This is a genomic window from Halomonas sp. GT, from assembly GCF_002082565.1.
Lineage (GTDB): Bacteria > Pseudomonadota > Gammaproteobacteria > Pseudomonadales > Halomonadaceae > Vreelandella.
Window position 1 is genome coordinate 2,597,776 of sequence record NZ_CP020562.1, and the last position, 13,285, is coordinate 2,611,060.

A 13,285-nucleotide genomic window follows, 5' to 3' on the forward strand; every position below is an offset into this window, starting at 1 on the left:
ATTCCGAGGGCTGTCTCAAGGGCTGTCTTAAGGGCTGTCTCAAGGGCTGTCTCAAGGGCTGTCTCAAGGGCTGTTTAAAGAGCTGTCCCAAAGAAGGTTTAGGCCACTAACAGACTTGACGATCTGTTGGCTACACCTTTTATCAACGCTTCCGTTATAAAACAACTGGAAAACCTTGGCTCAAAAATACACTAACCAACTGAAATTAAATAAAAAAATTGCACACTTTTATCAGTTAGGTTTGGCTGCTCATCAATCAACGTAATGCAAAAATGTTGATGTTAGACGATTTTATAGAAATTTTTTATGGCATGAGCACCATGCGTGTGATTAAACTGGAGGTGCAACATGATTTCGAAACTGAAGCATGGATGCCCTCTATAACTCTAAACGCTACCAACACAGAGGTTTTATGAAGCTCTCAACATCCGTGAAATGCGCTCTTGCGACGTCCATCGCCGCTTCTATCATGGCTAGCCAAGCGCTCTATGCCGATACTATTCGTTTACGCATGCACACGTTTTATGGCACCGAAGTGGATCAGATTGCAGCTGATTTGCGGGATCGGGTAAGTGAAGCGAGTGATGGCACTATCAATATTCAATTCTTCCGTGGTGGCGAGCTGGTGAGCAGTGATCAGTTTGTCGAAGCTGTTGCCCGTGGGAGCATTGATATCGGCCATGGTGTTGGTAGTTACTGGCCTGGCACGGTTGGTATCGGCACTATCGAAGGGGGTCTTCCTGGTGCCTGGGTAAACGCTGAAGAAGCACACGATATATTTGCCAATCAAGGCCTCGATGAACTCATCGCGGAAGCTTACGAAGAACAGGGCGTTAAGCTCATTGGCCGTGGCTTTGGTAGCGATTATGGCTTGGTCACCCGGGAGCCGGTTTCCAGCCTTGAAGACCTGTCCAGCATGCGCATCCGCGCCACCAGCTCCATTGCAACGGTGTTAGAAAAATTCGATATACCAACGGCCTTTATTCCTGGTGAAGAACTCTACGTAGCGCTTTCGACTGGCGTTATTGATGGTGCCGTTTACGGTGGCCCTGTCGAGTACGAACAGCTGCGAATTAATGAAGTGGCGGGTTACTACACCGATATCAACTTACTCAACCCTGGCTGGACAGAAAATGCGTTCATCAATCCTGGCACCTGGGAACGCATGAGCGAAGAGCAGCAGCAAATTTTGGTAGATGAACTGGCTCACTATCTGGAAGACGTTCACAACTGGCTTGAAGAAGGCAACCAACGCATCATCGATGAAGGTGAGCTGTTTGAATTTGCCACGCTGCCAGAAGAAGATTCAAAACGCCTAGCTGAAGCATCTTTGCCTATTTGGGAAGAAGAGGCGGCACGCTCTGAGCGAAATGCACAAGCCGTTGAAATCTTGATCAACAACGCCAAAGCGCAAGGAAGATTGAGTGAGTAAGATCAACCGATATCTACGCTTTCAGGATGGGCTTTCCGACTGGATCGGACGAGTCACCGCCTGGCTGACGCTAGGTATTATCGGTGTACTGCTCTATGAAGTGGTCGCTCGCTATATACTCAATGCCCCCACTGTGTGGGGGCACGAACTAGCGACGATGTTCTTCGGTGCGCTGAGTATCCTGGCTGGCAGCTATACCCTACGCCATCAAAGCCACGTGCGCAGTGATGTCATCTATCGCCTACTGCCCTTCCGCATGCAGGCGTTCTGTGACGTGATTGTGTTTTCACTGGGTATTTTGGTGCTGGGCATATTTTTCACCATGGCCGTGGAATTTGCCCACCGCTCCTGGCTAATCGGCGAATATTCCAACCGTAGCATTTGGCGTCCAGCGCTTTGGCCGATAAAAGCGACCATTCCAATTGCCGTTGGATTTCTAATTCTTCAGAGCGTAGCAGAGCTAGTGAGGGCCATCGTGCGTTTACTTGGCATTCCCTATGATGATCCGCGAGATGACATTAGCGACGCTGATTAAACACAGCCTAACGCTGTTTAAACCTCGACTTATCATTGTTTACAAGCCCTGTTTAAACATCGTGCTGCTTAACCCTCGCTCTATTTCAACGTGGCTTTACCGTGAAAAATAAGAGACACACCCCGGCATGTCCTTGTGGATATGCCATGCAAAGGGTATCCCTATGTTAAATTTAGACCCCATGATAATTACGGCGATCATGTTTCTCTCCATGATCGTCCTAATGGCAATAGGCGCTCCGCTAGCGTGGGCGTTGATGATATCGGGCATGGGTAGTGCCTATATGATGTTCGGCCCTGGGGGCTTGGACTTCTTGCTATCATCGGCATACAGCACCATGGATAACTTTCTCCTGGTGGCCCTCCCGCTCTTCATCTTTATGGGATTGGTACTGGAACGCTCCGGTATTACCGATGACCTTTTCGAAATGATGCATAAGCTGATGGGAAGCCTTCCGGGCGGACTTGGGATTGGCACCATTCTTATCTGCGCCCTTATCGCTGCCATGGCGGGGGTCTCAGGGGCAGCTACCGTTAGCCTTGGAATCATTGCATTACCGGCAATGCTCAAACGCGGCTATCACAAGCGGCTAGTCACCGGCACCATAATGGCAGGTGGTGCATTAGGTTTTCTAATCCCGCCTAGTATCTTAATGATTGTCTATGCGTTTCTTGCCCGCGAATCCGTAGGAAAGCTATTTGCGGCTGGCTTAGTTCCCGGCCTGATGCTTGCCGGTATTTACATGGCATATATATTAATACGCTGCCGCATAAACCCGTCACTGGGTCCCGCTGCGCCAGTGGAAGAACGCTTTAGTGCCAAAGAGAAATTGATGTCTTTGCGTCACGTTATTGCCCCTGGCCTTTTGGTCACTGCCGTGCTCGGCTGCATTATCGGAGGGGTAACCTCGCCTTCCGAAGCCTCTGCTGTTGGAGCAGGCGGTGCAATGCTTATTGCAGCACTAAGAGGTCGTCTAAACTGGAGCCTGCTGCGTTATGCAATGCTAAGCACGACCAAAATAACGGGCATGTTGCTTTGGATTGCCATTGCAGCGGTATTCTTCAGCCGTATCTATATGGGATTAGGCGCTGGCATGATCGTCAGTGATTTTATTGATGACTTCTCGCTGTCGCCCTACACCGTCATCATCATCATGCTGATTAGCTTTTTTGCACTTGGCATGTTTTTGGATGACTTTGCGATCCTATTCATCACGATTCCATTATATGTGCCCATCGTACGTGACTTAGGGTTCGATACTACCTGGTTTGCGGTGCTGTTCATTATAAGTATGCAATCCGCTTATCTGACGCCACCCTTTGGGTATAACCTGTTCTATATGCGATCAGTCGCACCAAAATCCATTACTATCGTCGATATCTATCGCTCAGCATTGCCCTATGTTGCTCTACAAATATTGGGTTTAGCACTTATCGTACTATTCCCAAGTATTGCGCTGTGGTTGCCCAACTTACTGTTCTAAACAAGCGTATCAAACGATTATAAATAGCGCTCAACCAAAAAAGGCCCTAATTATTAGGGCCTTTTCTTTTTATTCTTTCTTCTATTTCTTCTTATACCTTGCCTTATGCCGCGCCTTGTTGGCGCATCACCTGTGTAATGATCGGCACTGGAGACATCAAATGTTCGTGCATCAATGCCACTGCTGCCTGCTTACGCCGCTCTAACGTGGCGTCGACTAACGCGGCATGCTCTTGGCGCTTTTCTTCAAGGGCCTGAGCAGAAAACACGGTTTCCTTAAGCCACAGAAAACGGTAGCGCTGAACTTTATCGAAGAGCCCGGCGCGTACTTTCATCAAATGTGGAGAGTTACAGCCAGCGACCATCGCAGTGTGAAAATCACTATGCCGACGATCCCAAATATCTAATAGCCCTTCTGTCGAGCTCATTTCCGTCAGCTTTGCTAATTGATAAGACTTTGCCAAAATATTGGCTTCCCAGGCATCATCGCCACGCTCTATAGCAAGCCCCAACATCATCGCTTCAACCTGCGCCCGGGCATCGTAAATATCTTCAAGTTCAGCGAGCGACATGGGTGCTACACGATAGCCACGCTGGCTAATAGCCACCACTAGATGCTCAGCAACAAGCTGGGATAGCGCTTCTCGCAGCGGGCCAATACCCAGGTCATAGCGCGCTTTAAGCACACTCATACGCAATTTTTCGTCAGGCTGAAAAATGCCTTTAATAATGTCTATCTTAAGTAGCTTGTAAGCACGAATACCCAAGTTTTCCTTGGCATCCGCCGTTTCGTCTGGGAAGAAAGATGAATTCATGAGTATGCATTTCGCAAAATGGATCAAAATAATAGCACAATTTGTAACACCTGTTTGAACGTATTCACCCCCTCGCATTTAATAACAAATGCAACAAGAAATAAAAAAGCCGATGCAGACTAGCTGCACCGGCTTCTATCAACACTCACTCTAACATCTTAAAACTCTGTTAAAGCTTAAATCTAATCGCTTAAAAGCAAGAGCTCGAGTATAAGAACTTAAAAAATAAGAACTTAAAAGAAGTCGCTTAAGGTTAGGAGCTCAAGTAACCAATAAGACATCAGTCACTACGCTGTAAGTTCTTCTAGCAACGCTTCAACGATCGCTAAACCTTCTTCAAGTATGGTGTCTTCAATGGTGACCGGCATCAAGAAGCGGATCGTATTGCCGTAAAGCCCACACGACAACAGAATAAGCCCCTTCTCCCGTGCACGTTTGCACATGGCTGCAGCGAGCTCTGGGTCTGGCGATTGATCAGCTGAAACAATATCCAATGCTGCCATCGAACCTAAATGACGCACGTTTTCGACACAGGCAAAACGTTGCTGCCACTGAGTAAAGCGCTGCCCCAGCACTTCTCCTAGGGCTTGGCTTTTCTCAAGAATTTTTTCCTCTTCGAATACTTCAAGCACCGCCAAAACGGCAGCACAAGAAACCGGGCTTCCTGAGTAGGTGCCTCCCAGCGAGTTAGGGCCAGACGCGTCCATATGCTCAGCCGTTCCTACGACTGCTGAAATCGGCATGCCACCGGCCATGCTCTTGGCCATGGTCATGAGATCAGGCTCAACACCACTGTGTTCAATGGCAAAAAGCTTGCCGGTACGGCCAAAGCCAGACTGAACTTCATCGACGATCATCAGCATGCCGTGCTCGTCGCAAATTTCACGCACCGCTTTAAGGAAGCTGGCCGGTGCAGGATAGAACCCACCTTCACCCAACACAGGCTCAATGACAATAGCCGCGGTGTCTCTTGGGTTGGCATCGGTCTTCAGCGTCATTTTAAGACCGCGAATAGCGTCTTCTTCGCTGACACCATGGAACGGAACGGGGTAAGGCGCACGGAAAACATTCCCAGGCATGCTGCCGAAATCAGCCGAGTAAGGCGCCACTTTTCCGTTCATTGCCATGGTCATAAACGTACGGCCATGATAGCTGCCATCGAAGCAGATCACGTTATTCTTGCCGGTAGCAGCACGTGCAATCTTAACGGCATTCTCTAGCGCTTCAGCCCCGGAGTTAACCAGCATTACTTTGCCATGACCGCGCACGGGAGTGAGCTGACTGAGCTTTTCAGCGACTTTAACGTAGCCTTCGTAAGGAATAACGGTCTGGCAAGTGTGCATCACTCGACCTAACTGTTCCCTAACAGCTTCGACTACTTTTGGATGGCAATGGCCGATATTAAGCACGCCAATACCACCCGCGAAATCAATAATACGATTACCATCCGCATCCCAGATAAGCGCGTTCTCAGCACGGTCCGCAAATTGCGTTGCAGGGCTGGCGGCACCATTAGCGACATATTTCTGTTTAAGCTCATTCAGCTGTGCATTGCTCATCTTCATTTACTGCATTCCTCAATTAATTAGTGAAAATCGCTTACAGGCCGCCAACACAGACGTATTTCAACTCGGTAAATTCATCAAGGCCATGACGTGAGCCTTCACGGCCCAGCCCGGACTCTTTCACCCCACCAAAGGGCGCTAGCTCGGTGGACAGAATTCCTTCGTTAACCGCCACCATGCCGTACTCCAGCCCTTCCATGACGTGCCAAATCCTGCGGTAGTCACGTGCATAAAAGTAGGCTGCTAGCCCGAACTCAGTCGCATTCGCCATGGCAATGGCTTCGTCATCCGTCTCGAAACGGAACACAGGCGCTAAGGGGCCAAACGTCTCTTCACGGGCAACCCGCATGTTGTCGGTCACATCAGCAATAATCGTTGGCTCGAAGAACGTGCCGCCCAACGTGTGAGGCTTGCCACCACAGACCAACCGCCCACCCTTTTCCATCGCATCAGCAATGTGGGACTCGACCTTTTCAACTGCGGCCTGATTGATCAACGGGCCTTGCATAACGCCTTCATCCAGCCCATTGCCCACGTTCAGTTGCGCCACGCGCTTAGCCAGCTTTTCGACAAAAACGTCGTAAACGCCACTCTGAACCAAGAAGCGGTTCGTACAGACGCAGGTCTGGCCAGAATTGCGATACTTGGAGGCAACAGCACCCTCAACGGCGGCGTCTAGGTCGGCGTCATCAAACACGATGAAAGGTGCGTTACCACCTAACTCCAACGATACTTTTTTGACCGTACCTGCACATTGAGCGAGCAGCTTTTTACCAACAGGTGTGGAGCCTGTGAAAGAGAACTTACGCACGCGGGGATCGGTGGTTAGCACCTCCCCTATCGGTGCAGGTTGGCTGGCAGTGACCACATTGATCACCCCAGCGGGCAAGCCAGCAAGCTCAGCCAAGCGCGCCACTGCCAACGCCGTTAGAGGCGTTGCTTCTGCAGGTTTGATCACCACCGTACAGCCTGCTGCTAAAGCGGGGGCGCACTTACGAGTGATCATTGCCAGCGGGAAGTTCCAAGGCGTAACAGCGGCCACAACGCCAATGGGTTCGCGAAACACCAGAATGCGTTTATCGACACCATGACCCGGCAAGGTTTCACCTGCCATGCGCTTGGACTCTTCGGCATAAAATTCGACAAATGATGCGCCATAGGCCACTTCACCCCGGGATTCTGCCAGCGGCTTGCCCTGCTCCAACGTCATTAGCCGAGCCAAGTCTTCTTGGTGCGCCATGATGGCATCGAACCAGGCGCGCAACAGCGTCGCACGCTCTTTCGCTGTACGCTTTTTCCAGCCAGGTCCTGCTGCCTCCGCTGCGGCAACCGCTGCTCGTGCACCATCCGCATCCAGGTCTGGAACTTCTGCTAATAGCTCACCATTTGCAGGGTTAGTGACCGCAAAGCGCTTTTCAGCACCGCACCACTCTCCGCCAATAAATGCGTCAGGTATCAAAATATCGGGTAACTCACTCATCTTGTTTTCCTTTTTGCCATGACATTAGAGCTTGCTCTCGAACGCTGGCCGCGCCTCCCACGAACTCACTGCAACGCCATTGCCTGTACTTCCGAAAGCACTACCGAGCCAGCTTTTTCATTTTTCAGATAGGCAGTATCAACCGTAATGACCAACAAAAATATCTACATTTAAAAAAAACGTCAAAATATATTTTTAATATTTACATAAAAAAGTGCGGAGATATTTGATGACATCGAAAATGATGACTAGGCTGCTAACAGGATTTGTACAAAAAGCGAATCACCTCAGACAGCTTTGGTATAAATTCTTGTCAACGAAGATGGATCAAAATCGGCATCTTGAAACTGTCGTTCTTGAAACTGTCGTTCTTGAAAACATGTCGTTCTTGAAAACATGTCGTTCTTGAAAACATAAGGAGTGTGACGCTATGTCCAGCCCGGAGCATAAGCAGAAAATCTGGAAGATGATCAAGGATATTAAAGTAGGTATGTTGGTGACGTTGGATAACGAGGTTCCACGAGCGCGCCCCATGCACCTGGTGCAAGACGAGTATGATGGCAAGCTGTGGTTCTTCACACGACGCAGCGCCGAAAAGGTATTTGAAACAGAAAGCGATCACGACGTGTGCCTTAGCTTCTCCGACCAGGAAGATGGCGTTTATGTATCGCTTTCAGGTAAAGCCAACCTGACCGATAACCGCGAGCTGATTGAGCGCTACTGGAACCCCTTTATTGCCGCTTGGTTTCCAGAAGGTAAAGACGACCCTGACGTAGCACTGCTAGAAATTGACGTGCAAATGGGCGAGCACTGGAAAGCAAAAGAGAGCAAAGCCTTCCAGCTCTATGAAATCGCGAAAGCCAATCTGAAAAAAGATGCCACCCCCAACATGGGCGAAAATGAAAAATTCGGCGGCTAACGTCACCTTAAAGCGCCCTACCCACTGGGCGCTTTTTAGTCTGGTAACACTGATGCTGATAGGCAGCGGAACGTGGGCCGATGATGACTCCCGCGCCGACAGTACTAATAGCGGCAGTACTAATAGCGACAGTACTAATAGCGACAGTACCAACAGTGACAGTGCTAACAGCGAGTGTGGCCTGACTGATCAGCAACAGGAAATGCTAACGCGGGTGAACGAGGCACGAAACAACGCCCGTCAATGTGGTGATCAATCATTTCCAGCAGCCAGCCCGTTAACCTGGAGCTGTAAACTGGAGGCCGCTGCCGCCATGCACGCCAACGATATGGCCAACAACGACTACGTTAGCCATTCAGATCCTGACGGCGCAGGGGTTGAGCAACGCGTCAATCAACAGGAGTACGCATGGCAAGCGGTGGGTGAAAATATTGCCGCTGGGCATACGTCTGTCGCTGCCGTGGTTAACGGTTGGTTAGAGAGCCCCAGCCATTGCAGCAATATGATGAACGACACCTTCACCGAGATGGGCATGGCAAAAGCCGACAATGCTGACTCGCGGTATACCACCTTTTGGGCACAGGTGCTGGGACACCCCCGCTAACCCTTCTTAAAACTCACCGTAGTTGACCGCTGAAATTGCGTTCTTAGGCGAACCATCTACCAGCTTGGTGCTGTAGGTCAAATACACAAAGGTTTCAGTTTCGACATCGTGCATACGCACCACGCGCATGTTTTTGAAAAGTGCGGATCGACGTTGGTTAAAAACAACCTCTTGCTCGTCTACCTCGTCAGGGTCGAAGACGATCTCTCCCGTTTGCCGACACGCCACGCTCGCCTCGCTAGCTTCCTCAGCAAGCCCTACCGCACCTGAAATCCCGCCCACTTGGGAGTAGGAAAGATAGCAGGAAATCCCTTGTACTTTCGGGTCGTCAAAGCGCTCCACTTCAATCGTACTGTTCGGTCCGATCAACCTAAACTCTGTACGCACGCTGCCAATATGGGCATCCTGCGCCAAAAGCGAAGTAGGCAGCAGCAACGAAGACATCATCACAAGCGATGTAATGGCAACCGGTGTTGAGAAACGCATAGCAATGTCCTTAGCAGGTGCAGCAGAAACGGCAAGCCAAGAGCATACCTGATACCGGCAGAGTCGGGGCAGTCAAGAAAGGCTAAATGTCGAAATGGGAAGCGGTGGCAATGGAAGAATGAAGTGGGAGCCCGTTAGGGCGTGTGTAGCGCAAACGCCAACCACGGCTGCCATTGGGTGAGATCCTAAGTTCTAATCCCAGGCCATCAGAGAGGGTAATAATTTTCGTGCTAGGTTTGGTTGAGTTTATCTGTCGAACGGTTAGTGCCATGGCGGTATACCGAGCATCTTCGAATGGGGGCATATACCATTCTGTATACCATTTAGCAGCGGGATTTGGAAGGAACAGCTAGGAACGATGAGGAGCTAAAGACTTTTTATTTCAGAGTATTGTACTCTTTTTAGGCCTTCTCAGGACTTCTCAATAACCCCAGTTGGCGTCCCTGGCAGGAGTCGAACCTGCGACCTGCCGCTTAGGAGGCGGCTGCTCTATCCTACTGAGCTACAGGGACTTATGGGGCGCATAGTATAGCGTGTTGGTGAGTTTCAGCCAACCGCGCAGTTAAATCCATCCTAGAAGGCGCAGCACAAAGATACCCGTGGTGACGGTGACGCTTGCCATTAAGGTGGTTATCGCGATGATATTGGCGGCCAGCGCTACATTGCCGTTAATTGCTTTTACCATCACAAAGCTGGCGGCAGCGGTTGGGCTGGCGAAGAATAGAAATAACAACCCCAACTGTTCACCGGAGAACCCCACCGCCCATGCGGTTAGTGTGGCGAGTAACGGCAGCACAATCATTTTCATGCTACTGGCGCTTAGTGCTGTTTGACTGCCGCTACGCATGGTGGCGATCGAGAGCGTGGCGCCGACACAGATCAATGCCAGTGGTAACGTTAACGAGGCGAAGTAATCGCCGGAAGTAATTAGCCAACTGGGCAGCGGAATCGAAAACGCAGTGAATGGCAGCGCAGCAACCACAGAAATGATCAGTGGGTTAGTGACGATATGCTTTAGCAGGCTGCGCCACTCTGTTGACTGGCCGGGCTGATAGGCCGCCAGAGCCACCACCGAAAGTGCGTTATACATCACAATAACCACACCAAGCAGCAGGCTACCGGCCGAAAGCCCGTAGTTGCCGTACATCCCCGCCGCCAGCGCTAACCCAACGATACCGCAGTTACCACGAAACGCGCCCTGCACATAAATACCGCGGTCGGCTTTGGGCACCCGATAGCTAGCCCATACCCAGCTGATAAAGAACTGGCCGAGGGTAGCGGCGGCAAAAAACAGCAGTAAAGGGACATCCAACGCAACGCTTAGGTCGGCTTTTATTAAACTCAAAAAAATCAGCGTGGGAAGCGTTGCTTTGAAGACGAGAGCTGACGCTGTGGAGACAAATTCTCTGTCGATCCATTTTAGGCGTTTTAAGCCGATGCCGACGAATACCATGGCAAAAACAGGCAACGTGACATCCAGCGTGCGGGAAAATAGCTCAAGTAAGTTCACGAAAGCCCTCTCAATCGAATAAGCAGACGCTTATATTCTACCGTCACCCGAGGTTTGTCGACTGATGAGAGTGAATAAGAGACTTAACAGAGGGTTAACCCGAAGACGCAAAGGCGACGGGTTATTCAAATAACGACAGTGGGTCTAATGTCTTTGGCAGTTTGACCACCACACTGTCACGCCCCCTTCCTTTGGCATCGTAACTGGCGGCATCCGCTCTCGAAAGCGCCGCGTCGACGTTAGTGTCGGTCTCATCGAAGCTGGTCACACCAATGCTCAACGTCACGGTGTACTCTTTACCGTCATGCACAACCGATACTTCGCTCACCGCTTGGCGTAGCGATTCCGCGATGCGTTGCGCTTGGCCTAATGTGCAACTAGGCAGCAACACCCCGAATTCATCGCCACCTTGACGCGCCACATGATCGCTGCGACGAACTTCCCAGGCCACCACCTGAGCGATGCGACGCAGCATTTCGTCCCCTAACGCATGCCCGCCCTCATCATTAATGGGCTTGAAGTGGTCAAGGTCGAACAATAGCAGCGCCGAGGGTGTGCTGGTTTTCTGAAAATCAGCAAACGCTTCTTCAAGACGACGCTCAAAACCTCGACGGTTGAGCAAGCCAGTTAATGGGTCATGCTCTGCTTCCCAGCGTTGAAGCGCTTCTTGCTCCCGGCGCTCGGTAATGTCTTTCACCACACCAACCAGACCAAGCGAATGCCCGCCCTGGGAAAGCATGACCACACGGGCGTGAACATCCAGCCATAGCATCTCTTTGTCACTGCGAATAAAGCGCAGCTGACGCATGTAATCATTGCCGGTTTTTAAGCTATGCACCCACATATCTTTCGCCCCGGAACGATCATCTATATGGATTTGCTCAAGCCAGGCTTCCATAGGCATATCAGATTCGATACCTAAAATGTCTAATAGCGCGGAGTTCATATAGGTAATGTTGCCGCCAAAGTCAGCCACAAACATTCCCTGGGGCGAGGCATTGAGCACCGAATCTAAAAATGCTTCACGCTCTTGGAGGTGCCCTACTAGCTGCTGACGCTCACCTTCAACACGATTAAAGGTGCTGGCTACTTGTTCCAGCTCTTGCATGTTGGTTGCAAGATCGACAGAAGAACGGCGACCGAGCCCCACTTCGCCAATTTGTGTTTCCAAGCGATTTAATGGCATTAAAATGCGCGCTAGCAGCCACCACAAAAGGGGCATCATTAACACTGCAGCAACGCACCAGATCCACCATAGCTTATGGATAAAGCCAGATAGCGGTAACTGAGCTTGTTCAAGAGGCAAATAAAGCCCAACCACCCAGTTCGCAGGCCATACCTGGGCATAAGACTGAAGACCAATTCGACCATCAAGCAACATCCCAACGCCATCGCCCTGCCAACCATCGAGGGCTAAGTCCAACAGCGGGATAGCCGTCGCATCAAAGCTATCGTTATTAATTAGTGTTCTATTGGGGTGATATAACACTTGGCCAGAGGAAGTGGAAACCGCAGCATAACCTTCACTGCCTAGACGAATAGTAGCCAACCGTTTGAACAGCCCGCTGCTATCTAAACTAACCACCCCGCCAATGATGCCTCCGAACCGGCCTTCACTGTCTAATCGCGGCACGCTCACTAATATCATTGGCATGTCGCTTGCCCGACCAACAAACGGCTCACTGACATAAGGCCTGCGCGTGCCTTTCAGCATTTTATAATATTCAAGTTCTGCTGTTTCTAAGCCAACACGCCCCGCCACTGCTGGCCAGTCAGACACAACTTTTCCGTTGTGATCAGTGACAACAATAGCGTCAAACCACGCCAATAGTGCGTCGTTTTTGCGCAGCTCATAGCCAAGCCACCCAGGGTCGTTCGACATTCCAAGAATGTTGCTTAGTCGCTCTAGCGATTGAAAACGGTGGTCAATTTGCTGGGTTACTTCATCTGCAATCAGGTCAGCTTCGTAGCGCATGTGGGCCATATTAGCTTCTTGCACCATGGTTTTACCCACTTGCCAGGCCATTCCCAGCACCAAGCCAGCCAGCAACAGCAGCGCACACAAAAGCCCCAACAGTAGCCGGCCTTTTAAAGAACCAAGTATCAATCCACTAATCATCGATTTTTTAAGCATCAATCTTATAAAGATCGATGTTTTGCAGACAGGGGCCAGACGCACCGATCACCCTATACTTGTTGAAATTTACTGCCACTGCGTCCAATGAATCTGCCCCAATCGCGTTGTAAACCGATAACTTACCAAAATGGAATGAGAAGTGCGCGTTAGTGAAATTCAACGTGGCTGTTTTTTTGAGATGTATCATTATGTAACGAAAAACCCTCTTACCGTAAGACCACTTTAGGCTTAATTGATAAACTAGACCTTTTCACGTATGTTCGCCGCTTTATTTGTTTGCGTTTATATTTACGCTTGTTTTTGACACCATTCGGCTCTTT

12 protein-coding genes and 1 tRNA gene are annotated in these 13,285 nt (G+C 50.2%); 5 read left to right on the forward strand and 8 right to left on the reverse strand.

Going from position 1 to position 13,285, the window contains the following annotated elements:
• The first annotated feature begins 412 nt into the window (after positions 1 to 412).
• From dctP to B6A39_RS12180, 3 genes are all read left to right on the forward strand, one after another.
• Entirely contained in the window at positions 413 to 1,432 is a 1,020-nt protein-coding gene (gene dctP / locus B6A39_RS12170) for a TRAP transporter substrate-binding protein DctP (protein WP_083006065.1), read from the forward strand.
• Complete coding sequence (locus tag B6A39_RS12175; protein WP_083006067.1) at positions 1,425 to 1,967, forward strand: TRAP transporter small permease subunit; 543 nt, start codon at positions 1,425 to 1,427, stop codon at positions 1,965 to 1,967. Before dctP ends, B6A39_RS12175 begins: the two co-directional genes overlap by 8 nt.
• A gap of 163 nt (positions 1,968 to 2,130) precedes the next feature.
• Positions 2,131 to 3,450 carry a TRAP transporter large permease gene (locus B6A39_RS12180; RefSeq protein WP_083006069.1) on the forward strand — a complete coding sequence of 440 codons (1,320 nt, stop codon included), beginning with the start codon at positions 2,131 to 2,133 and terminating at the stop codon, positions 3,448 to 3,450.
• 103 nt (positions 3,451 to 3,553) lie between these two features.
• Here the strand turns inward: B6A39_RS12180 and csiR are convergent, their stop codons facing one another.
• The 3 genes from csiR to B6A39_RS12195 form a co-directional block, all read right to left on the reverse strand.
• A complete protein-coding gene (gene csiR, locus B6A39_RS12185) occupies positions 3,554 to 4,264 on the reverse strand; it encodes a DNA-binding transcriptional regulator CsiR (RefSeq protein WP_083006071.1) in 711 nt (236 codons plus the stop codon).
• Between the two features lie 287 nt (positions 4,265 to 4,551).
• Positions 4,552 to 5,823 (reverse strand): 4-aminobutyrate--2-oxoglutarate transaminase, encoded by a 1,272-nt coding sequence (gabT, locus tag B6A39_RS12190; RefSeq protein WP_083007902.1) that lies wholly within the window; start codon positions 5,821 to 5,823, stop codon positions 4,552 to 4,554.
• A 40-nt stretch (positions 5,824 to 5,863) separates the two neighbouring features.
• Positions 5,864 to 7,309: an NAD-dependent succinate-semialdehyde dehydrogenase gene (locus B6A39_RS12195; RefSeq protein WP_083006073.1), complete on the reverse strand. Its 1,446-nt coding sequence runs from the start codon at positions 7,307 to 7,309 to the stop codon at positions 5,864 to 5,866.
• A 430-nt stretch (positions 7,310 to 7,739) separates the two neighbouring features.
• Here B6A39_RS12195 and B6A39_RS12200 point away from each other — a divergent pair, with 430 nt between their 5' ends.
• Positions 7,740 to 8,228, forward strand: coding sequence for a pyridoxamine 5'-phosphate oxidase family protein (locus B6A39_RS12200; protein WP_009721863.1), 489 nt, complete (start codon positions 7,740 to 7,742; stop codon positions 8,226 to 8,228).
• On the forward strand, positions 8,209 to 8,832 hold the full coding sequence (locus B6A39_RS12205) for a CAP domain-containing protein (RefSeq protein ID WP_083006075.1): 624 nt from the start codon (positions 8,209 to 8,211) through the stop codon (positions 8,830 to 8,832). Before B6A39_RS12200 ends, B6A39_RS12205 begins: the two co-directional genes overlap by 20 nt.
• Positions 8,833 to 8,838: 6 nt before the next feature.
• On the opposite strand, the gene B6A39_RS12210 is transcribed toward B6A39_RS12205, so the two are convergent.
• The 5 genes from B6A39_RS12210 to B6A39_RS12225 all read right to left on the reverse strand — a co-directional run bounded on the left by B6A39_RS12210 (position 8,839) and on the right by B6A39_RS12225 (position 12,962).
• Complete coding sequence (locus B6A39_RS12210) at positions 8,839 to 9,318, reverse strand: CreA family protein (protein ID WP_083006077.1); 480 nt, start codon at positions 9,316 to 9,318, stop codon at positions 8,839 to 8,841.
• An 82-nt stretch (positions 9,319 to 9,400) separates the two neighbouring features.
• Positions 9,401 to 9,622, reverse strand: coding sequence for an Arm DNA-binding domain-containing protein (locus B6A39_RS19220; protein WP_442906242.1), 222 nt, complete (start codon positions 9,620 to 9,622; stop codon positions 9,401 to 9,403).
• Positions 9,623 to 9,753: 131 nt separating this feature from the next.
• Positions 9,754 to 9,830: transfer RNA gene (locus tag B6A39_RS12215), tRNA-Arg, on the reverse strand.
• Positions 9,831 to 9,880: 50 nt separating this feature from the next.
• On the reverse strand, positions 9,881 to 10,828 hold the full coding sequence (locus B6A39_RS12220) for an AEC family transporter (protein ID WP_083006079.1): 948 nt from the start codon (positions 10,826 to 10,828) through the stop codon (positions 9,881 to 9,883).
• A gap of 121 nt (positions 10,829 to 10,949) precedes the next feature.
• Complete coding sequence (locus tag B6A39_RS12225) at positions 10,950 to 12,962, reverse strand: sensor domain-containing diguanylate cyclase (RefSeq protein ID WP_232318703.1); 2,013 nt, start codon at positions 12,960 to 12,962, stop codon at positions 10,950 to 10,952.
• Between the last annotated feature and the right edge of the window lie 323 nt (positions 12,963 to 13,285).